The following is a 19,702-nucleotide window of genomic DNA, read 5'->3' on the forward strand; positions in this document are numbered from 1 at the left end:
GATCAGACCGCTATCGGGCGCACCACGACGGGTTCGGGCGCGACCGTCAGGCGAACCGTGTCGTCATACGACAGGCGGTCGGCGGCGGAGTGCTGGACACGCACGAGCTCACCCTCGGATGTCCGCACGAGTGTCCGGCGGAAGCTGCCGAGGAACGTGCTCTCCTGCACGGTGCCCAGCGCGCCCGCGTCCCCGTCGTGGGCGAGGCGCACGTTCTCGGGCCGCAGGAACACGTCGACCGCGCCATCCACGGCCTCCCCCTGCGCCGGCAGTCGCTGACCCCAGAGCTCGACGACGCCACCCCGGACGTCCGCACGCACGGTGCTCGAGAGTCCGACGAACGCGGCGACGTACGGGGTCGCGGGGCGCAGATACAGGTCTTCCGGGGTTCCGACCTGTTCGATCCGTCCCGCGTTCATGACCGCGATCCGGTCCGAGACGGCGAGGGCCTCTTCCTGGTCGTGCGTGACGAAGACGGTCGTCGTGCCGAGCCGCAGCTGGATGCGGCGGATCTCGTCGCGCAGCTGCACACGTACCTTCGCGTCGAGCGCCGAGAGCGGCTCGTCGAGCAGGAGCACGCGGGGTTCGGTGACGAGGGCCCGGGCGAGCGCCACGCGCTGCTGCTGACCCCCCGAGAGCTGGTGCGTGTAGCGGTCGCCGAGGTGTCCGAGGCCGACCAGGTCGAGCGCGTCCATCGCGCGGGTTTCTGCGGTGGCTCGGGCGACACCGCGGCGACGTAGCCCGAACGCGACGTTCTCGCGCATCCGCAGGTGCGGGAAGAGCGAGTACGCCTGGAACACCATGCCGATGTCGCGCTTGTTGGTCGGGACGCGCGAGACATCGCGGTCTCCGAGCAGAACCGATCCCTCGGTCGCGTTCTCGAGGCCCGCCAGAACGCGCAGGGCCGTGGTCTTGCCGCAGCCGGAGGGCCCCAGCAGCGAGACGAATTCGCCGGGCTTGATGTCGAGGTCGACGCCATGCAGCACGCGGGTGCTGCCGTAGTCCTTCACGACCCCGCGGAACTCGACGTGGGTTCCCTCGCCGGCGTCGGCCAGCAGCTGGTTGTCCGAGGTGCGGGGCAGGGGGCGGGGAGTGGTGTCGGTCACGATGAGGTCCTTCCCGTACGGGCTCTGCCCGCGCGGCCGATGAGGAGCAAGAGGAGGAAGGCGAACAGCAGCGCCAGCAGCGTGAAGATCGATGCGGCGTAGGCATCGATCCGGTTCACGACGACCAGCGCGGTCTGCAGCACCTGGCGGTTGAGCAGCGACGCGATCGTGTATTCGCCGAGCACGACGGCGACCGAGATGAGGGATGCGGCGAGCAAACCCTGCCGCAGGTTCGGGGCGAGGACGCGCAGCACGACGGTCGGCCACGTAGCACCGAGCGAACGTGCCGCCTCGGAGAGCGTCTTCATGTCGACGGCGTCGATCGAGGCCTGGATCGAACGATAGGCGAACGGCAGCACGGTGATTCCGTACGCGAAGGCGAGAGTCCAGGCGCCCGTGCCGAGCGTGCGTCCGATCTGCAGGTAGATCGGGGTCAGGCCGACGACGAGCACGATCGCGGGGATCGAGATCGGCAGGAGCACGCCGAACTCGAAGGCGGGCCGCAGTCGCGGGAAGCGGAGCGACACGAGGATCATCGTCGGGGCGAGCAACAGCAGCACGATGAGGACCGTGACGACGGCGAGCACGAGCGAATTGCCGAGGCCCGTCCAGATCGGTGCGTAGAGTCGTGCGTTCTCGGGGTCGAAGAGTGCCGCCCAGTTGGTGAGAGACAGTCCTCCGGTTGCGTTGTCGCGCAGCGTGTAGAGGAACGTCGACACGAGCGGGATCACGAAGGCAACGCCGACGACGATGCCGATGATCCAGCGCGTCAGGCGCGAGGGCGCGAGGCCGTTCATCGTGCCGCTCATGCTTGCCACCGCGCGGCGCGACTCTGGACGACGGAGTAGGCCCACATCACGATCCCGACGATCACGATCATGCCGAGGGCGAGCGCCCCGGCGAGGTTCTCGCGGCCGAGCACGGTCTCGCTCGTGAGCGCGGTACGGATGCCGAGGGGCACGATCTGCGACCCCTGGCTGGCGAGGGCCGCGGCCGTCGCGTACGACGAGAACGCGTTGGCGAACAGCAGCAGCAGGCTCGCGAGGAACGAGGGGGCGAGCACGGGGATTCCGATCGTGGTCCAGAAGCTCAGGCGGGTACCGCCGAGCGTGAGGTTGGCCTCGGCCCACTGCGGCTTGAGGGCCGACAGGGCGGGCATGAACGTGATGACCATGAGCGGCACCTGAAAGTAGACGTAGGGGAGGATCAGCCCGGGCAGGGCATACAGCCATCCGCCCTCGGCCAGGTTGACGCCCGTCGCGCTCAGCACGAATTGGGTGATGACGCCCTGCGTGCCGATCGTCGCGATGAAGGCGAAGGCGAGCATGACACCGCCGAACTGGGCGAGCACGCCGGATGCCGCATCCACCGTCGTACGCACGCCGCTGGTCTCGTTCAGACCGAGCATCGCGTAGCAGACGAGGGCGCCGAGCACCGCGCCGATGACAGCCGTGAGGAGCGACAGCCAGGTCGAGTTCCAGAACGTCTGCAGGATGACCGGGTCGCCGAGGGCTGCGAGGTTGTCGAACGTGAAGGCGCCGTCTGAGTCGAAGAGCCCCGATCCGATCGCGAGCACGGTCGGCAGGGCCAGGAAGATCAGGACGTAGATGGCGAACGGCGTGAGGCCGAGCCAGGCCCAGCTGCCGCGGGCGGCCCGCCGCCGGGCCGGAGCGAGAGGCTCCGACCCGGCGGCGGTGTCCGCCAACCCCGTTGCGGGGGCGATGGTCGCTTCGAGAGAGGTCACTGGACCGCCGCGGCCCACTTCTCGCCGAGCAGGGTTCCCGCCTTCGTGCTCTGCTCTTCGGTCGGGACGACCGTGTCGGCGGGTGCCTCGGGCAGCGCGTCGGCCAGCTTCTGGTCGATCGTGCCGGCCTCGATCATGGCCTCCATGCGCACCGGGCGAGCGCCGCCCTTCAGCCACAGGTTCTGCACCTCGTCGCTGTAGAGGAACTCCTGCCACAGGCGAGCCGCGGCCGGGTTGGGGGCGTCGACGTTGATGGCCTGGTTGTAGTAGCCCGCGTAGCCCGTTCCGGGGAAGATGACGACCTCCCAGGCGGGGTTGTCGGCCTTGTGCGAGGCGTTGAGGTAGTCCCAGTCGAAGACGACCGGGGTCTCGCCGCTCGCGATCGTGGCGGTGGTGACGTCGAGCTTGAGCATGTTGCCCGCGGCGTTCAGCTCGGAGAAGAAGTCGATGCCCGGCTGGAAGTCGTCCAGCGTGCCGTCGTTCTGCACCGTCGCGAGGCCCACGGCGGCGAATGCCGCGCCCGCCTGCGTCGGGTCACCGTTGATGGCGACCGAGCCCTTGTAGTCCGAGCCCAGCAGGTCACTGATCTGCTCGGGCGCGTCGAACTTGGACGAGTCGTAGCCGACCGACATGTATCCGCCGTAGTCGCCGACGAACAGGCCCGTCGACTCCTTGAGGGCGTCGGGGATGTCGTCCCACGTCTCGACCTTGTACGGGGCGAAGGCATCCGTGTTCTGCAGCGCGACGGTCAGGCCGATGTCGAACACGTCGGGCGCGGTGTCGAGGCCCTTGTTGGTCTCGGCAGCCTGGATCTCTTCGGCACTCGAGACATCCGGCGACTGCTCGTTGATCGTGATCTCGGGGTACTTCTCGGCGAACAGGTCGAGGATCTCGCCGTAGTTCGCCCAGTCGCGGGGAAGTGCGATGACGTTGAGCTGGCCCTCGGCGATGGCGGCCGCCTCGAGCTCCTCCATCGTGCCGAAGTCGGCCAGGCTCGTCGCCGTGGCCGCGTCGACGCCACCGGCGGACGAGTCGGTGCCGGAGCCGGATCCGCCGGCGCAGGACGACAGCAGCAGGGCGGCGCTGAGAGCCGCGGTTCCTGCGACGAGCACGCGGCGCATACGCCGCGGGGAGATTGATGACATGCGTGTGTATTCCTCTCGGTGTTCCCGGGCGCTCGGGTAGGGCGCCGAATCGGGGGGACGGGAGGAACGCTAGGAACCGCCGGTTACATAGGGAGCGGTTCCAGGTGAACGGCAGGTGAGGATTGGATGGCGGGGGAAGGTGGCTAGCGCGCGCGCTGCAGGCAGATCAGTCGTGGGCGCGGGTCCCACGGTTCCACCCGCTCGAATCCACGTGATTCATACAGCCCGATCGCCGGTCGGCGCCAGTCCAGACCGACAGGCGAACGGACTCCGGGCACGCGGCGATCGCCGCATCCAGGAGCGCAGCGCCGATGCCGAGGCCGCGCATCTCGGGGTCGGCCCACAGGCGCTTGATCTCGGCAGTCGGGGCGTTGGGCCTCACAACGGCCACTCCGACGGCGGTCCCGTCCATCTCCGCCAGCAGCGCAAGGTATCCGTCATAGGCCCGAGCCGTCTCGGCCACCTCGGGGAGATAGGTATCGGGGAGGCCGAGGGTGCCGGGCACCTCGGCGAGTCCGCGCTCGGCCTTCTCCTGCTCCGTCTGCACCAGGTAGGCGCGCACGAGTCGACCGACGGTGAACGCGTCTTGCGTCGTCAGATCGGCCGCCCGGATCCGGACGCGGCTCGGTGGTCGGGTCACGAACCCTCCCGCGCTCCTACGGCGCGAGGCGCGTCGGGCCCCGGAAGAGGTACGTGACCTCGCGGATCGACGATTCGCCGAGCAGCAGCATCAGGACGCGGGCGAGGCCCATGCCGAAGCCGCCGTGCGGCGGGGCGCCGTAGCGGAAGAAGTCGAGGTAGAAGTCGAGGTGGTCGGGGTGGAGACCCTTCTCCTTCGCCTGTTCGATCAGGATGTCGACGCGGTGCTCGCGCTGTGCACCCGTCGTGATCTCAACCCCGTTGAACAGCAGGTCGTACGACTTGGTCAGCCCGGTCTCTTCGTCGCGCATGTGGTAGAAAGCGCGGATCTGCGGGTGGTAGTCGGTGACGAACACGAACTGGTGTCCGAACGTGTCCTGGGCCCAGGCGGCGATCTGGCGCTCGCCCTCGGGGTCGAGGTCGCCGTCGGTGCGCGGAACCTCGTAGCCACGCGCCTTGACGATCTCGAGCGCCTCGGCGAGCGGGACGCGCGGGAACGGGATGGCCGGAACCTGCACCTCGACGCCGAAGAGCTCTTCGATCTCGGCGCCGTGCTTGTCTTTCACGGCCTGGAAGGCGAACTGCAGGAGCTCTTCCTGCATCCGTGCGACGTCTTCGTGCGAGTCGATCCAGCTGATCTCGGCGTCGATCGACGTGAACTCGGTCGCGTGGCGGCTCGTGAACGACGGGTCGGCGCGGAAGGCCGGGGCGATCTCGAAGATCTTGCCGAAGCCGGCGGACTGCGCCATCTGCTTGAAGAACTGGGGGCTCTGCGCGAGGTAGGCGGTCTTGTCTTCGAAGTAGTCGAGCGAGAACAGCTCGGCGTTCGACTCGGACGGGCTCGCCATGAGCTTGGGGGAGTGGATCTCGATGTAGTCGCGTTCGATCCAGTAGGTGCGCATCGCGTGCTCGAGCGTGGTCTGCACGCGGAAGATGAGGTTGTTGCGCCGCTGGCGCAGGTCGAGGAAGCGCCAGTCCATGCGCTTGTCGACGCTCGAGTCGGCCGCAATCGGGGTCTCGGGGTTGGCGGCCGCGGCGATGTCGAGGGTCGCGACCTTGATCTCGACGCCGCCGAGCTTGACGCGCTCGTCGTGCTTGAGTTCGCCGGTGACGGTCAGGAAGGTGCCCGTCGCGAGTCCCGAGATCGTCTCGGTGAGGGCGAGGGCAGCGGATGCCTCGGGTGCGGCGTCTTCGGCGAGCTCGCGCGTCGCCGGGTTGACGAGCTGCACGGCGCCGGTTTCGTCACGCAGGATGACGAACTGCACCTTCTTCTGGTCGCGGACGGTCTCGACCCATCCCGAGACCGAAACGGTGCCGTCGGGCAGACCCTGAAGCTGGTTGACCAGTACGCGTTGACTCACGAGGGTCCAGTCTACGGGGGTGTGACATGGTGGCCCGCGGTCACGACCTGGCCGTTACGTGGGAGGGCGCCATGAAAGGTCAGCGGCACGGCGCGGGCGCGGCGGACGTCTTACCGGCGAGTCCGATCCATCCCGCGTTGACCCGACGCCGCTGCGTCAGGGCATAGCCGAGAGAGGGCAGGCCGCGATGGGCCGCGTGGTCCGGCTCGGTCCGGTGTCGTCGACCGGCACGAAGTCGGTCGCGTAAGAACTGGCGAACAAGGGCGTGCCGTGACTGGACACCCTCGTGGCAGGACTGTTCTGCACGATCCAACGACCCGCAAAGGGGAACGTCAGGTCGATGGGCTCGGTCACTGCATCATCATGTCTGCCGGACGATCCGATCGCGCAACCTTGTGGGGGAGCGGGTGACCGGGCGCCACAGCATCCGGGCATCGATCCAGGAAGGTGCGCGGACTTCGGGTACGCCCCGGTTCATGCGGATCGACCAGCCGTTTCGGTCGATGAATCTGTGGTGATACCAACAGAGCAGCACACCGTTATCTGTATGAGTGGGGGGCCTTGCCCCCGGTTCTTGGACACGGGGTGGGATTATGCCGCTATCGGTAGCGTAGCGGCGGTGAGTTCGGCTTCGAATGCGACGGGCGCGATGTAGCCGAGGTAGGAGTGGCGGCGGGTGTTGTTGTAGCGCACGAGCCACCGGAACACCTCGCGACGGCAGGAGGCCTCGTCGGCGAACACGGCCCGGTCTTGCAGGACCTCGCGCTTGAGCGTCGCGTTGAACGCCTCCGCGAGGGCATTGTCAGCGCTCGTGCCCACCGCGCCCATGGACTGTGTCACGCCGAGCCGCTTGCACAGTCCCGCGTAGGCCTTGGAGGTGTAGACCGATCCGTGGTCCGAGTGGAACACGGACCCGGTCAGCCTGCCGCGGGTCAGCCTCGCCGAACGCAGCGCATCTTCGACGAGCTCGTTGCGCATGTGGTCCGCGACCGCCCACCCGGCCAGCCGTCTCGAGCAGCAGTCGATCACGGTCGCCAGATACAGGTTCTGCCCGTCAGCCAGCGGCAGATAGGTGATGTCGCCGACATACCGCTGGTTCGGCGCCTCGGCGGTGAAGTCCCGTTTCAGCAGGTCGGGGACGACCTGTCCCGACGGCTCGGGGACGGTGGTGCGCACCCGCCGCTTGCGCTGGTACCCGTGGATCTCGTTGTCTCGCATCACGCGGGCGACCCGCTTGCGGTTGACCCGCTCGGACGGCGCGGCGCCGTCATTGAGCTCGGCGGTGATCCGTGGCGCGCCCATCGTGTTGTCGCCTTCGTGGACGGCGCGGATCCGCCCCGCCAGAACGTCGTCCTCCGCGGCGCGCGCCCGCCGGGCGGCGGCGCCGGCCCGCCATGCGTAGAACGAGGACCTCGTGATCTCGACGAGCTGACACAACCGCTTCACCGGGTAGGTGGCTGAGAGGTCCTCAACGAACTGGAAGCGGTTCACCAGTTCGTCTCCCCCGCGAAATACTTGGCCGCCTGCCGCAGGATCTCACGCTCGGTGACGAGCTTGACCTGCTCGACCTCCAGCTGCGCGACCCGCCCCTCCAGGCGTGCGATGCGCTGCGCGGGCGTCTCATCCGCCCCCGCATCCGCCGTCGGCGAGGTCGCCGACGCCTTGAACGGGCTGCGCGCGGCGGTGCCGTCCGCAGCCGTCTTCCGGCCCGTCCCGTGCCGCTCCAGCCACAGCCGCAACGTGCCGCGCTCGATCCCGAGATCAGCGGCGATGCCACGCACCGTCGCCCCGGGAGTGGACTCGTACAAGTCCACGGCCTGCCGCCGGAACCCGTCGGAGTAGTTCTTCCTAACCATGATTCTGATCATCTCGCTTCCCCAGCAAAATGCTGGATTCAGCGTGTCCAAGAACTGGGGTCAGGGCCCGGGACCGCCGAGCGCATGACCCGTCACGTGATGGATTTCGCACCATCCGGCGGGTTCGCCGCAGCCGGGGATGATGCATCCGCCGTCCCGCAGCGCGATCGCGCGGCGCTGGTAGCGGTTGAACACACGCTCTTCGGTGCCGAGTCGCAGGATGCGTCCGTTGTCACCGAGGGTTACGCGCTGCACAACCCCCGCGCAGCCGATGTGCCGGGCCGCGGTGAGCGAGAGGGGCTCGTCGGTGCCCTCGGTGTGCGCCCAGCCGCGGCCGGACTCGAGGTCTTCCGACCGAACCGAAACCACGAGGGTGGGGGCCGCGCCGCCGATCGTCGGCAGCTCGCCGCTCACGGCCGCGGCCGCGAGCGCACCGGCGAACGCGTCGTGTTGCTGCTGGGGTCGCCGCCGATCATCGTGAGGCGCGGGAGCATCCGAGGCATCCGCTTCGACGAACCGCACGCCATCGCCCGCGACCTTCGGCGACAGCGAGGCGTCGAAGATGCGCTGCAACTGCGCGGCAACCTCGGGCAGCAGTCGACCCTGGATCGGGACGAGCCCGTCGCGTGCCGGCCCCAGTGTCAGCGCACGCTTCAGCAACGCCTGACGTTCGCGCGGCTCGGCACCGTCCTGGTCGAGCACGACCGCCCAGACTCGCGCCTGCACCTTGAGCAGGTCGGCGCACGGAGGAGGGGCGCCGTCGGGCCCCTGGCCGCGCGCCTCGGTGGCGAGCACCTGATCGGCCACCAGCAGCGCCTCGCGCGACACCCCTGACACCAGCGACGAGAGCGGTTCGGCCACGGCCAAGACTCCATCGAGCCCGACCTCGCCATCGAGCAGCGCTTCGCGCATCGCGGGAAGAGCGGCGGGTTCGAACTCACCCGAGAACACCGAGCGCCCCCGACGCGTGGCCCGCGCCGCGCGCTCCAGGCGACCAACGGTCTGCGGGCCCAGCCGCGTCGTGCGTTGCACGAGCTCGCTCACGCTCCGGCACCCGAGTCGCGCAGTCAACCGCTCTTCGCGCACCACCGATTCGGAGCGCGTCGTGACCTCAGATACGACTTCGATCGCCACGGCATCGACACGGCGTCCGAGTCGCCCGAGCAGCTCGAGCGCGACGGCCTGATCGGCATCGGATGCCGCGGCCACGAGCCCCTCGCGGTGCACCGCATCAACGACCTCGCCGACCTGCGCGACCAGTTCGCGCAGCGTGTCGACGAGGCTTTTCATACCTCAATCCTGCCGAGGGCCACCGACATTGAGAGGGTGTTTTAGGCTGATCAGAAATGAAATAGTTCTCATGTTCGAGGAGTGATTTGGGGTCGTCGTTTCGACTCGCCTTCGACTCGCTCGACGAGCGGAGTCTCGCTCACAGAATCCAGACATCCGCGGCCCATAACCTGAATATGACCCACCCCCGACCGAGCACGATCACCGAGCGCGAAGGCACCCGATGACCGCAATCACCGCCGCAGCAACGACCCCCGCAGCCCACGTCTCGGACGGCTCGTGGCTCACCGCCCTCGTCGACTGGTCGGTGTCGCTCATGGAGGTCATCGGGCCCGTTGGCGCAGGCATCGCCATCGCCCTCGAGAACGTCTTTCCGCCGCTGCCAAGCGAGGTCATCCTGCCCATGGCGGGGCTGACCGCCAGCCGCGGCACGTTCACCCTCGCCGAGGCGCTGATCTGGACGACCCTCGGATCGATCGTCGGTGCATTCCTGCTCTACGGCATCGGAGCCGTGCTGGGCCTGCCGCGCCTGCGATGGATCGCCGCGAAGGTGCCCTTGCTGCACCCGGAAGACATCGACCGCACCGTCGAATGGTTCCGTCGACACGGCGGCAAGGCGGTGTTCTTCGGACGGATGATCCCGATCTTCCGGAGCCTGATCTCGATCCCCGCGGGGGTCACGCGCATGCCGCTCTGGAAGTTCGGCCTGCTCACCGCTGCGGGCAGCCTGATCTGGAACACGATCTTCGTTCTCGCCGGCTTCTATCTCGGCGAGGCGTGGCCGATCGTCGAGGAGTACACCGGCATCCTGCAGTACGTAGTGATCGCGGCGGTCGGCATCGGCGTCGCCTGGTTCCTGTACGTCCGGATCCGGTCCCTCCGTACCGCTCATAAGATCCGCACAGAGACCGTACAGAACAGCCCCACGTAGACTGAACGGGTGCCCGCCGACCGCCTCCACCTCGTGCGTCACGGCGAGGTGCACAACCCGACGCGCGTGCTCTATGGCCGCCTTCCGGGGTTCGGGCTGAGCGCCGAGGGTCGCCGGATGGCCGCTGATGCGGCGCGCTACGTCAAGGATCTCGACCGACCACTGGCATCCCTCATCTGCTCGCCGCTGCAGCGTGCGCGGGAGTCGTCGATTCCGTTCACCGAGCTGTTCGGCTTCGACCCGCTCGTCGATGAGCGGGTGATCGAGCCCACCAACGTCTTCGAGGGGCGCCGCATGAAGCAGGCGCTCGCCAACCCCGCCAACTGGCGGTACCTGCGCCGGCCCGAGATTCCCAGCTGGGGCGAGCCCTATGTCGAGGTCGTCGAGCGGATGCGTTCGACCATGGACGAGGCGTGGGATGCCGTGGAGGGGGGCGACGTCGTGATCGTGTCGCACCAACTGCCGATCTGGGTCACGCACCTCTCGGTCGCGGGGCTGCCCCTGCGGCACGACCCCCGACGTCGGCGCTGCGCGCTGTCGAGCGTGACGAGCTTCGAACGAGTCGGCGATGTCTGGCGCGAGGTGTACTACGCCGAACCGGCCAACACCGCCGGCGCCGTGGATGTGGGAGCGGTATGAACGTGCGACGGATACTGGGCGGGGCTGCGGCGCTCGCGCTCGCGGTGACGCTGGCGGCGTGCACGGGCGGCGGTGACACCCTCGCCGACGAGTACCGCGAGGGCAGCGGCAAGGGCTACATCGCCGGAGACTACGACGTCGTCGAGATCCCCGCCGCCGAGCGGGGCGAGCCGGTCGAGTTCGCGGGCGTGACCGAGCTGGGCGATCCGGTCTCGAACAAGGACTCCGCGGGCGAGGTGCTGGTCGTCAACTTCTGGTACGCCGCGTGCGGCCCGTGCCGTGTCGAGGCGCCGCTGCTCGAGAACGTCTGGCAGGAGTACCAGGGCCAGGATGTCTCGTTCCTCGGCGTCAACACCTATGACCAGGCCGATACGGCCCTGGCGTTCGCCGACAGCTATGGCGTCACGTATCCGAGCGTGATCGACATCAACGACAAGAACGTCGGCCTCGCGTTCGCCGATGCGACGCCGATCCAGGCGACCCCGACGACGCTCGTTCTCGACCGGGAGGGTCGCGTCGCGGCCCGCATCATCGGTCAGCTGGAGAGCGAATCGATCCTGTCGACGCTCGTGCGGGATCTGCTCGCGGAGTCGTCATGAATGCGGAGACCCCGTGAATCCCGGGGCCACGATCGTCGATGGCGCCCTGTGGCTCGCGATCCCCGTCGCCCTGGTGGCCGGGCTGGTCTCGTTCCTCTCGCCCTGCGTCCTGCCCCTCGTGCCCGGATACCTGGGCTTCATCGGGGGGTCCGTCGCACCGCGCGGTGCGGGTTCGAGCGGCGCACGGGCGGGCAGAGGCCGCTTGATCGGCGGTGTGCTGCTCTTCATCGCGGGGTTCACGGTCGTCTTCATGACCGTCACCATCCTCGGCGGCGCGGCCGGCCGATTCTTCATCCAGTACGGCGACCTCATCACCCGCATCATGGGTGTCGTCATCATCCTGCTCGGCCTCGTGTTCATCGGCATGTTCGGCGTCGCACAGCGCACGCTCCGTCCGCAGCTGCGCGGAAACGCCGGGCTGATCGGAGCGCCGCTGCTCGGCCTCGCGATGGGCATCGGCTGGACCCCGTGCATCGGCCCGACACTCACGGCCATCGTGTCGGTCTCGTGGAACCTCGGCGACCCGGGCCGCGCCGCCCTGCTCGGCCTGGCGTACTCGGCCGGGCTCGGCATCCCGTTCATCCTGATCGCGCTCGGCCTGGGATGGGCGACGCGGTCGGTCGACTTCCTGCGCCGGCACATCCGGGCCGTCAACATCATCGGGGGCATCATGCTCATCGCGCTCGGCGTACTCATGGTGACCGGCCTGTGGGGTCAGATCATGTCGAGACTCGGGGCGGTGATCAGCGGTGTCGAACTCCCTCTCTGAAACGGAAGCGACGGCATCCGACCCCCTCCGCCCGAGCGATCACGCTGACGGAGCGGCGGATGTCTCGGCCCCGCGCCTCGGTCCGATCGAATGGTTGCGGTGGGCGTGGCGCCAGGTCACGAGCATGCGCACGGCGCTGGTGCTGCTGCTGCTGCTCGCCGTCGCGGCGATCCCCGGGTCGCTCGTGCCGCAGCGCAGCGCAGACCCGAACGGTGTGACGCAGTACTACACCGACCAGCCCGATCTCGCGCCCATCCTCGATGGGCTCAGCCTCTTCGACGTCTACACGTCGCCCTGGTTCTCGGCCATCTACCTGCTGCTCTTCCTGTCGCTGATCGGCTGCGTCATTCCGCGCGCCAAGCATCACGCGAAGGCCCTCATGTCGCGCCCGCCGCGCACACCCGCGCGACTCTCGCGCCTCGCGGACTACGAGACCCGCACGGTCGAGGTCGCGGACGGAGCGGATGCCTCGGCCCAGGCATCCGACGCGATCGCGCTCGCCGCCAGCCAGCTGCGGCGCGGCGGCTATCGCGTCGAGCGAGACGATTCCCGGGGCACCTGGTCGGTCTCGGCGGAGCGTGGATATCTGCGCGAGACCGGAAACCTGGTCTTCCACATCGCCCTCGTCGGGGTGCTGATCGCGGTCGGTTTCGGCGGCGGCTTCGCCTACACGGCGCAGCGCGTGGTCGTCGAGGGGACGACGTTCGTGAACACGTTGACCGACTACTCGTCGTTCAACCCCGGCCGGTTCGTCGACGGCACCGGACTCGCCCCCTACGCGGTCACGCTCGACGAGTTCCAGGTGTCGTATCAGGGCTTCGGCACCAACGCCGTCGGTCAGGCTGGCAATTTCGCCGCGGTCATCACGACGCGCGAGCCCGGCGGCCAGACGAGCGAGGACGCCATCCGCGTCAACCACCCGGTCGATCTGGCGGGCGACAAGCTGTACCTGCTGGGCAACGGCTACGCCCCGACGATCACCGTGCGAGACGCCGAGGGTGTCGTGCGTTACCGCGACTCGCAGCCGTTCCTGCCCCAGGACACGAACATGACGTCGCTCGGCGTGGTGAAGGTCGCGGATGGCTTCCCCGAGCAGCTCGGCATGATCGGATTCTTCTACCCGACGCAGGACGAGCTCACCTCGGGGGCCTACACGTCGACTTTCCCCGACCTGATCAACCCGGTGCTCACCCTCAACGTCTTCCAGGGCGACCTCGGCATCAACGACGGCACACCGCGCTCGGTCTACACGCTCGATGTCGGCGACATGACCCAACTCACGGGCGGATCGACGGGCACCGACTCGATCGAACTGCGTCCGGGCGAGACGGCCGATCTGCCGAACGGACTCGGCACGGTCACGTTCGAGGACGAGTCCGCGACGAGCGCGTCGGATGCCCCGGTCAAGCGCTTCGCGTCGCTGCAGGTGCACCGCGATCCGTCGGCGGTGTGGGTCCTGGTGTTCGCCGTGCTGGCGCTGCTCGGTCTGCTCACGGCGCTGTTCGTGCCGCGTCGACGCGTATGGGTGAAAGCGGCCGTACGCGAGAGCGCCGACGGTCCGCTCATCGACCTCGAGTACGCGGGCCTCGCCCGCGGCGAAGATCCCGCGCTGCGGGGTGCCGTCACGCAGGTCGCGGATCGGCACATCGCGGCATTCGGTGTTCAGCCCCCGACGTAAACTGAGGCCATGCCCGCCGACGAAACGCTCTCACTGGACGCCGTCTCGGTGCTCCTGATCTGGACGGCCATCGCGATCTACGCTCTCGCGTTCATCGCCTATGCCCTCGACCTGGCCCGCCGCTCGGCGGCAGCGGTCGATGCACAGGGGGTGGCGGAATACGCGACGAAGCCCGAGCTGGTCGGTGCGGGCACGCGCCTCGGTTCCGGTGCGCCGGCCCGGCCGGCGGGCTCGGCCCCGACCGGATCGGTGACGGCGCCCCCGCGGAAGCCCCGCCAGATGTGGGCCCGGGTCGGCACGGCCCTGACCGTGCTGGCGTTCCTCTTCCACCTGGGTGCCACCATCACGCGCGGCATCGCGGCCGAGCGGGTGCCGTGGTCGAACATGTACGAGTTCTCGATGACGGGAACCCTGCTGATCGTGGCCGTGTACCTGCTCGTGCTGATCCGCTACGACCTGCGATTCCTCGGCACCTTCATCACGGGCCTGATCGTCATCCTGCTCGCGGGTGTGCTGCTCGGTGGCCTGTACACCGAGGTCGTGCCGTTGATGGACCCGCTGAAGAGCGTGTGGCTCGTCATCCACGTCTTCGTCGCGTCTCTCGGGACCGCCTTCTTCGCGCTCGCGTTCGCGCTGTCGGTCGTGCAGCTCATGCAGGCTCGTCGCGAGCGGCGAGCGGTCGAGGCGGCCCAGGTCGTCGCGGACGGCACCGTCGAGACATCCGCTCGTTCGCCGCGCTTCTTGCGGACCCTGCCGACCGCCGATGCCCTCGAGAGCCTCGCCTACCGCTTCGCGATCGTCGGCTTCATCTTCTGGACGTTCACCCTCATCGCCGGGTCGATCTGGGCGCAGGATGCCTGGGGCCGGTACTGGGGCTTCGACACGAAGGAAGTCTGGACCTTCGTGATCTGGGTCCTGTACGCCGGATACATCCACGCCCGCGCGACGCGCGGCTGGCGCGGCACGCGCTCGGCGTGGCTCGCGATCATCGGCTTCGCGGCCGTCATGTTCAACTTCACGATCGTGAACATGTTCTTCAAGGGACTGCACGCGTACAGCGGTCTGTCGTAGGTCGCCGCGCGCGCACTCGTCAGGCCGGCTGCGCCGCCAGCAGGGCTCGTGCCGACGTGGATCGACGGCGTGCCACGACGACCATGCTCGCGATCAGCGACAGCACGGCCCACGCGGCGAGGCCGACGCATCCGGCGGCCACACCTCCTGCGCTCGTGAGGGCACCGACCATCGCGTGGTACGCCGGGGCGGTCGGGAGCAGCCCTGCGATGGAGGCCAGCGGGCCGGGCACGGTCGAGACGATGCCGGTCGCGAGCGCCAGCACGCCGACGAGCGCCGCGACCCAGCGGCCCGCGCCCCCGAGAACCGCGACGAGCGCCTGGTTGACGGCGGCGAAGGCGATGCCCGCGATGACGGAGACCGCGGCGAACGTCCACCACTGACCCCCGTCGTACGAGGCGGCGAACTGCACCACGATCGCGACGAGCAGGCCCTGGGCGGCGCCGAGCAGGGCCGCGGGCAGGAACGCCCGCAGCGTCAGACGCAGCGAGGACTCGCGTGCGGCGAGGGCGCGGCCGGTCGCGGCGCGCAGGGCGACGAACGTCGCGAGACCGCCGAACCACAGCACCGCCATCGACAGCAGCGGGATCGCGGATGCGCCGAACAGCGACGTCCCCAGGCCTTCTGTGCCGACGGGGTTGCTCAGGACGGTCGCGAGGCTCTTCGCCTCGCTGTCGGTGTAGGTCGGCAGGGCCGCGGTCGCCTGGTCGAGACCGTCCGCGAGCGATGACGCTCCGGTCGCGAGGGAGCCGACGCCGTCGACGAGGGACTGGGCCCCCACGCCGAGCTGTTCGGCCCCGGTCGCGAGCTGGGCGGTTCCGTTCTGGAGCCCGCGCGCACCGTTCGCGCTCGAAGTCGTGCCGTCGGCGAGCTGGTTGAGTCCGGACGACAGGCTCGTCGCACCCGCGGCGGACTGGCGCAGTCCCTGGACGACGGGCGACGTCGGGCCGGTGATCTGACCGACCCCTGCCGCGGTGCCGGCGGCTGCGGGCACGAGTTGGTCGACATACGCGTCGGTCGTGCCCGAGCTCACGAGAGCCTGCTGCAGCGATGTGCAGAACGCCCCCGAGGCGCCAGACGTCCCGCAGTCCGCGACGAGCTGGCTGAGGGCGGCCGTCGTCGCGGCGCTCTGTCCATCGACCGCGGTGGCGAGCTGCGAGGCCCCGTTCGCGGCCTGCGACAGCTGCGTCCCCGCGAGGTTGTCGGCGATCTGCGTCACCCCCGAGCCGATGCCGGCGGCCCCGCCCGACGAGCTGCGGATGCCGCCGGTGATCGTGTCGAGGCCACCCGCGAGTTGCGCAGCACCCGTGGATGCCGAGCTGGCGCCCGAGGCGAGCTCGGTCGCGCCGCCGGGCAGAGCCGCGCCGCCCTGGGCCGCCTGGGTGGCGCCGTCGGCGAGCTGCCGGGCGCCGCTCGCCGCCTGTCCGATCTGGTCGGACAGCGTGGTGAAGCTCAGGAAGACGTTCTCGAGCGTCAGCGTCGAGATCTGCTCGCCCATGACGGTCGCGGCCGTCTGCGTGACCTGCGCGGTGATCGCGTCGTCGACCAGCAGCGACTCGGATGACGTCGCCACCTCGATCACGGCCTTCTCTGGCGTGGTGGCCGCGGGGTCGGCGAGCGCCTGACCGGACGAGGTCGCCGCGGCCGAGAACCCGGACGGGATCGTCACGACCGCGTCGTACGTCCCGTCGGCGAGGCCCTTCGCCGCATCCTCGTCGTTCGAGAGCACCCAGCTGAGGTTCGAGTCGAGGTCATCGGAACCCTCGACGAGTCCGGCCGACAGCTGGCGTCCGAGGGGCGTGTACTGGCCGTTGACGGTGACGGGTTCGTCGTCGTTCACGATGGCGGCGCTCATCTCGTTCAGCCGCTCGGTCGGGTTGTAGAGCGCGGTGACGAGGATGCCTCCCAGCACGGCCGGCAGCAGCAGCACCCCCAGCACGGTCAGCCAGGTCACGGGGCGTCGCGAGCGCGCGCGCTCGATGGGCAGGGTCATGCGTTCACCTCGTTCGAGCTCGTGCGAGCCTCGTTCGTCGTCAGGGTCAGTCCGGTCACGTCGGGGCGTCGCGCCTCGGCGAGGAGTGCGAGCGCGGCCGGTTCGCGCCGTGCGGAAACCACCAGCGTCAGACGTCCGTCGGGGGAGCGGTCGGCGGCGTCACGCAGGAGGGCGGATGCCTGGTCTCGTTCGGCATCGCCGATCACGGCATCGAGTCCGTCGATCACGACGAGGCGCGGCGATCCGGCCAGGGCTCGCCGCAGTTCGGCCAGCGGGTCATCCCTGTCGGTGAGGAGCGCGACGCCCACGTGCGAGCGCACCCAGGCACTCCGTCCGGGCAGGAGGTGCCCGCACACCTTGAGGAGCCCGTCGCTCGGCGCGAGGCGTCCGGCGATCGTGAGCAGCACGCTGCGCGCGGCGATCGGCTCGGTCGACGACACCACGAGGGTCTGGCCGGGCTCGAGGCGCAGGTCGACACCCGCGAACAGGACGCGGTCCTCCTCGACGAGCGAGAGGTCCTCGGCGACGGCGACGGCGGTCGTCTCGGGCTCGGGCCAGTCCGCGTAGGCGATCTCGCGACGCACGGCGTCGCCCTCGATGTCGATGTGCGGCAGAGCACGGTCGAGCCAGCGCGGAATCCACCAGGCCTTGTCGCCCAGCAGTGTCATGACGGCGGGGATCAGCGTCATGCGCACGAGGAACGCGTCGATCGCGATACCCGCGGCGAGCCCGAGCGCGATCGGCTTGATCGAGGTGTCACCCTCGGGCACGAACGCGGCGAAGACGGCGAACATGATCAGGCCGGCCGCGGTCACGACTCGTGCGGACGCGGTGAATCCCGAGCGGACGGCGGCGATCGCGGTCGCCCGGTCGGCGCGTCCACGCCGCTCGCGCGAGGCGTGCACGAAGTCTTCGCGCATGCGGGTCACGAGGAACACCTGGTAGTCCATCGCGAGCCCGAACAGCACGCCCATCAGCACGATGGGCATGAAGCTGATCACGGGTCCCGTGCGGGTGATGTGCAGCAGATCGGCGAACCAGCCCCACTCGAACACGGCCGCGACGATGCCGAAGGCGGCGGCGACCGAGAGCAGGTACCCGAGCGCCGCCGTGAGCGGCACGGCGATCGAGCGGAACACGAGCATCAGCAGGATGAACGAGAGCCCGACGACGAAGAGCGCGAAGGGGAGCAGCGCCGAACCGAGTCGATCCGAGATGTCGATCGCGACGGCGGTGAACCCGGTGACCTTGAGGTCGACACCGTACGTCTCCAGCAGGTGGTCGTGCTGTGCGCGCAGGTCGCGTACGAGCTGTGCGGTTGCCGGGTCATCCGGTGCCGTGGTCGGGATGATCTGGATGATGCCCGTATCGGCCGTTTGGTTGGGGGTCGCGAGCGCGATCGTGTCGACCCCGGGGATCTTCTCGATCTCGGCGGCGAGGTCCTTCATCAGGGCGACGGGGTCGGTCGAGGTGACGATCGTGCCCGTCATGATCAGCGGGCCGTTGAACCCCGGCCCGAACTCCTCGGCGATCAGGTCGTAGCTCTTGCGTGCCTCGGACGACTCCGGCAGCATCCCGGCGTTCGGGAGCGCGAGCGCGAGCTGCGTCGCGGGGATCGCGGTGATGCCGAGGCCCACGATCAGCGCTACGGTCGTGATGATCGGATGCCGCGTCACGCCGCCGACCCAACGCTGCGCGAATCCACGGGGCACGCGGGCCGGGCCCGACCGGCGTGCGCGCGGTGCGCGGACCCGGGGCATCCGTCCGCGCACACGACCCCGGACGAAGCCCAGCAGGGCGGGGGTCAGCGTCAGGGCGACGAGCACCGCGATGGCCACGGCGACGGCGGCCGCGATCCCCATCGTCGTGAGGAACGGAATGTTCGCGAACGACAGGCCGATCAGGGCGATGAGCACCGTGATGCCGGCGAAGACGACGGCAGAACCGGCCGTGCCCGTCGCGCGCGCCACCGATTCTTCGGGATCGATCCCCGACCGCACCTGGTCTTGATGTCGCGCGACGATGAAGAGCGCGTAGTCGATACCCACGGCGAGCCCGAGCATCAGGGCGAGGAGAGGGGTCGTCGACGAGATGGTCGTGAAGACCGTGGCGAACAGGATCAACGCCATCGACAGGGCCACGCCGATCAGGGCGGTGACGAGGGGAAGTCCGGCGACCAGGAATGACCGGAACGTCACGATCAGCACGAGCAGGGCGATCAGGATGCCGACGGCCTCGGTGATCGTCACCCCCGGCACGGAGGTCGAGAACAGGTCCCCGCCCAGTTCGGCCTCGGAGCCCGCGGGAAGTTCGTCGCGCAGATCGGCGACGACGTTGGTGAGTTCTTCGCGCGTTTGGGCCGAGACATCCGTCGCCTGACCGTTGAACTGCAGCCGCACGATCGCCGCCGACGCGTTCTCGGTGACGAGTCCCGAAACGGCCTCGTTGAAAGGATCGGTGACGGCGAGCACGCCGTCGACGTCTTCGAGCTGGGTGATGGAGGCCTTGATGTCGTCGAGATACGGGGCCTGGTCGACGCGGTCGCCGTCCGCCGCCACGACGATGAACTGCGCGCTCGTGCCGCTCGCCTGGGGGAACGTGCGGCTCAGTTGCGCGAGGCCCTCTTGCGCCTCGGTCCCGGGGATCGAGAAGGTGTTATCGGTGCCCTGGCCGAGCAGGATGGCCCCGGCGCCGCCGATGCCGAGCAGCAGAAGCCACGTGATCAGCACCCGCCAGCCGTGACGGTACGACCAGCGTCCCAGCGAATAGAGCAGAGTGGACACACGGCCTCCAGGGCGTTCGAACGGTCATATCGATACGCCGATGTATCCGATACATAGGTGTATCGTAATTGCTCTCGCGGATGCAAGGCTGTGGGGCG

At 69.0% G+C, this 19,702-nt stretch carries 17 protein-coding genes; 6 read left to right on the forward strand and 11 right to left on the reverse strand.

Translation table 11 applies throughout. The annotated features are described in order from the left end of the window. Nucleotides 1-2: 2 nt before the first annotated feature. The 9 genes from C2868_RS01005 to C2868_RS01050 form a co-directional block, all read right to left on the reverse strand. On the reverse strand, nt 3-1,109 hold the full coding sequence (locus tag C2868_RS01005) for an ABC transporter ATP-binding protein (RefSeq protein ID WP_100812173.1): 1,107 nt from the start codon (nt 1,107-1,109) through the stop codon (nt 3-5). After that, nucleotides 1,103-1,915, reverse strand: a complete 813-nt coding sequence (locus C2868_RS01010) for an ABC transporter permease (RefSeq protein ID WP_258034371.1) — start codon at nt 1,913-1,915, stop codon at nt 1,103-1,105. The genes C2868_RS01005 and C2868_RS01010 overlap by 7 nt, the downstream gene beginning before the upstream one ends. Then, nucleotides 1,912-2,850, reverse strand: coding sequence for an ABC transporter permease (locus C2868_RS01015; protein WP_374935746.1), 939 nt, complete (start codon nt 2,848-2,850; stop codon nt 1,912-1,914). Before C2868_RS01015 ends, C2868_RS01010 begins: the two co-directional genes overlap by 4 nt. After that, nucleotides 2,847-3,995 (reverse strand): ABC transporter substrate-binding protein, encoded by a 1,149-nt coding sequence (locus tag C2868_RS01020; protein ID WP_100811996.1) that lies wholly within the window; start codon nt 3,993-3,995, stop codon nt 2,847-2,849. Before C2868_RS01020 ends, C2868_RS01015 begins: the two co-directional genes overlap by 4 nt. 166 nt (nt 3,996-4,161) lie before the next feature. Further along, entirely contained in the window at nt 4,162-4,635 is a 474-nt protein-coding gene (locus C2868_RS01025; protein WP_103662781.1) for a GNAT family N-acetyltransferase, read from the reverse strand. Between the two features lie 16 nt (nt 4,636-4,651). Continuing rightward, on the reverse strand, nt 4,652-5,995 hold the full coding sequence (gene aspS, locus C2868_RS01030; RefSeq protein WP_103662782.1) for an aspartate--tRNA(Asn) ligase: 1,344 nt from the start codon (nt 5,993-5,995) through the stop codon (nt 4,652-4,654). Between the two features lie 156 nt (nt 5,996-6,151). Continuing rightward, nucleotides 6,152-6,349, reverse strand: a complete 198-nt coding sequence (locus C2868_RS17550) for a hypothetical protein (protein WP_219811447.1) — start codon at nt 6,347-6,349, stop codon at nt 6,152-6,154. 237 nt (nt 6,350-6,586) lie between these two features. After that, nucleotides 6,587-7,851 (reverse strand): IS3 family transposase gene (locus C2868_RS01045; protein WP_100813234.1). Its coding sequence is split into 2 segments (ribosomal slippage): nt 6,587-7,500 and nt 7,500-7,851, totalling 1,266 coding nucleotides; the frame shifts between segments, so codons are not numbered across the junction. Nucleotides 7,852-7,911: 60 nt separating this feature from the next. Beyond that, nucleotides 7,912-9,141, reverse strand: coding sequence for an HNH endonuclease signature motif containing protein (locus tag C2868_RS01050; protein WP_103662783.1), 1,230 nt, complete (start codon nt 9,139-9,141; stop codon nt 7,912-7,914). Nucleotides 9,142-9,364: 223 nt separating this feature from the next. Here C2868_RS01050 and C2868_RS01055 point away from each other — a divergent pair, with 223 nt between their 5' ends. Genes C2868_RS01055 through ccsB form a run of 6 tightly spaced genes read left to right on the forward strand, consistent with a single transcriptional unit; the run spans nt 9,365 to nt 14,828 of the window. Further along, nucleotides 9,365-10,072: a DedA family protein gene (locus C2868_RS01055; protein ID WP_103662784.1), complete on the forward strand. Its 708-nt coding sequence runs from the start codon at nt 9,365-9,367 to the stop codon at nt 10,070-10,072. Between the two features lie 9 nt (nt 10,073-10,081). Then, complete coding sequence (locus C2868_RS01060; protein WP_103662785.1) at nt 10,082-10,711, forward strand: histidine phosphatase family protein; 630 nt, start codon at nt 10,082-10,084, stop codon at nt 10,709-10,711. Next, nucleotides 10,708-11,310, forward strand: a complete 603-nt coding sequence (locus C2868_RS01065) for a TlpA disulfide reductase family protein (protein ID WP_103662786.1) — start codon at nt 10,708-10,710, stop codon at nt 11,308-11,310. Before C2868_RS01060 ends, C2868_RS01065 begins: the two co-directional genes overlap by 4 nt. Nucleotides 11,311-11,323: 13 nt before the next feature. Beyond that, entirely contained in the window at nt 11,324-12,079 is a 756-nt protein-coding gene (locus C2868_RS01070) for a cytochrome c biogenesis CcdA family protein (protein WP_100811990.1), read from the forward strand. Continuing rightward, nucleotides 12,060-13,757: a cytochrome c biogenesis protein ResB gene (locus C2868_RS01075; protein WP_100811989.1), complete on the forward strand. Its 1,698-nt coding sequence runs from the start codon at nt 12,060-12,062 to the stop codon at nt 13,755-13,757. The genes C2868_RS01070 and C2868_RS01075 overlap by 20 nt, the downstream gene beginning before the upstream one ends. A 9-nt stretch (nt 13,758-13,766) precedes the next feature. After that, the gene (gene ccsB, locus C2868_RS01080) at nt 13,767-14,828 is read left to right on the forward strand and encodes a c-type cytochrome biogenesis protein CcsB (protein ID WP_100811988.1); all 1,062 of its coding nucleotides are present in this window, start codon (nt 13,767-13,769) and stop codon (nt 14,826-14,828) included. A 19-nt stretch (nt 14,829-14,847) separates the two neighbouring features. On the opposite strand, the gene C2868_RS01085 is transcribed toward ccsB, so the two are convergent. Together C2868_RS01085 and C2868_RS01090 are read right to left on the reverse strand one after the other, a co-directional pair. Further along, on the reverse strand, nt 14,848-16,821 hold the full coding sequence (locus C2868_RS01085) for a YhgE/Pip family protein (RefSeq protein ID WP_100811987.1): 1,974 nt from the start codon (nt 16,819-16,821) through the stop codon (nt 14,848-14,850). Beyond that, nucleotides 16,818-19,604, reverse strand: a complete 2,787-nt coding sequence (locus C2868_RS01090; protein WP_100811986.1) for an efflux RND transporter permease subunit — start codon at nt 19,602-19,604, stop codon at nt 16,818-16,820. Before C2868_RS01090 ends, C2868_RS01085 begins: the two co-directional genes overlap by 4 nt. Nucleotides 19,605-19,702 lie beyond the last annotated feature (98 nt).

The sequence above is a fragment of the Microbacterium sp. CJ77 genome (assembly GCF_002911615.1).
Lineage (GTDB): Bacteria > Actinomycetota > Actinomycetes > Actinomycetales > Microbacteriaceae > Microbacterium.

What these genes read in the sequence shown, in the direction of transcription:
- C2868_RS01085 (WP_100811987.1), bottom strand. Translation starts at nt 16,821, where the DNA reads ATGACCCTGCCCATCGAGCGCGCGCGCTCGCGACGCCCCGTGACCTGG.
- C2868_RS01055 (WP_103662784.1), top strand. Translation starts at nt 9,365, where the DNA reads ATGACCGCAATCACCGCCGCAGCAACGACCCCCGCAGCCCACGTCTCG.
- ccsB (WP_100811988.1), top strand. Translation starts at nt 13,767, where the DNA reads ATGCCCGCCGACGAAACGCTCTCACTGGACGCCGTCTCGGTGCTCCTG.
- C2868_RS01065 (WP_103662786.1), top strand. Translation starts at nt 10,708, where the DNA reads ATGAACGTGCGACGGATACTGGGCGGGGCTGCGGCGCTCGCGCTCGCG.
- C2868_RS01050 (WP_103662783.1), bottom strand. Translation starts at nt 9,141, where the DNA reads ATGAAAAGCCTCGTCGACACGCTGCGCGAACTGGTCGCGCAGGTCGGC.
- C2868_RS01020 (WP_100811996.1), bottom strand. Translation starts at nt 3,995, where the DNA reads ATGTCATCAATCTCCCCGCGGCGTATGCGCCGCGTGCTCGTCGCAGGA.
- C2868_RS01010 (WP_258034371.1), bottom strand. Translation starts at nt 1,915, where the DNA reads ATGAGCGGCACGATGAACGGCCTCGCGCCCTCGCGCCTGACGCGCTGG.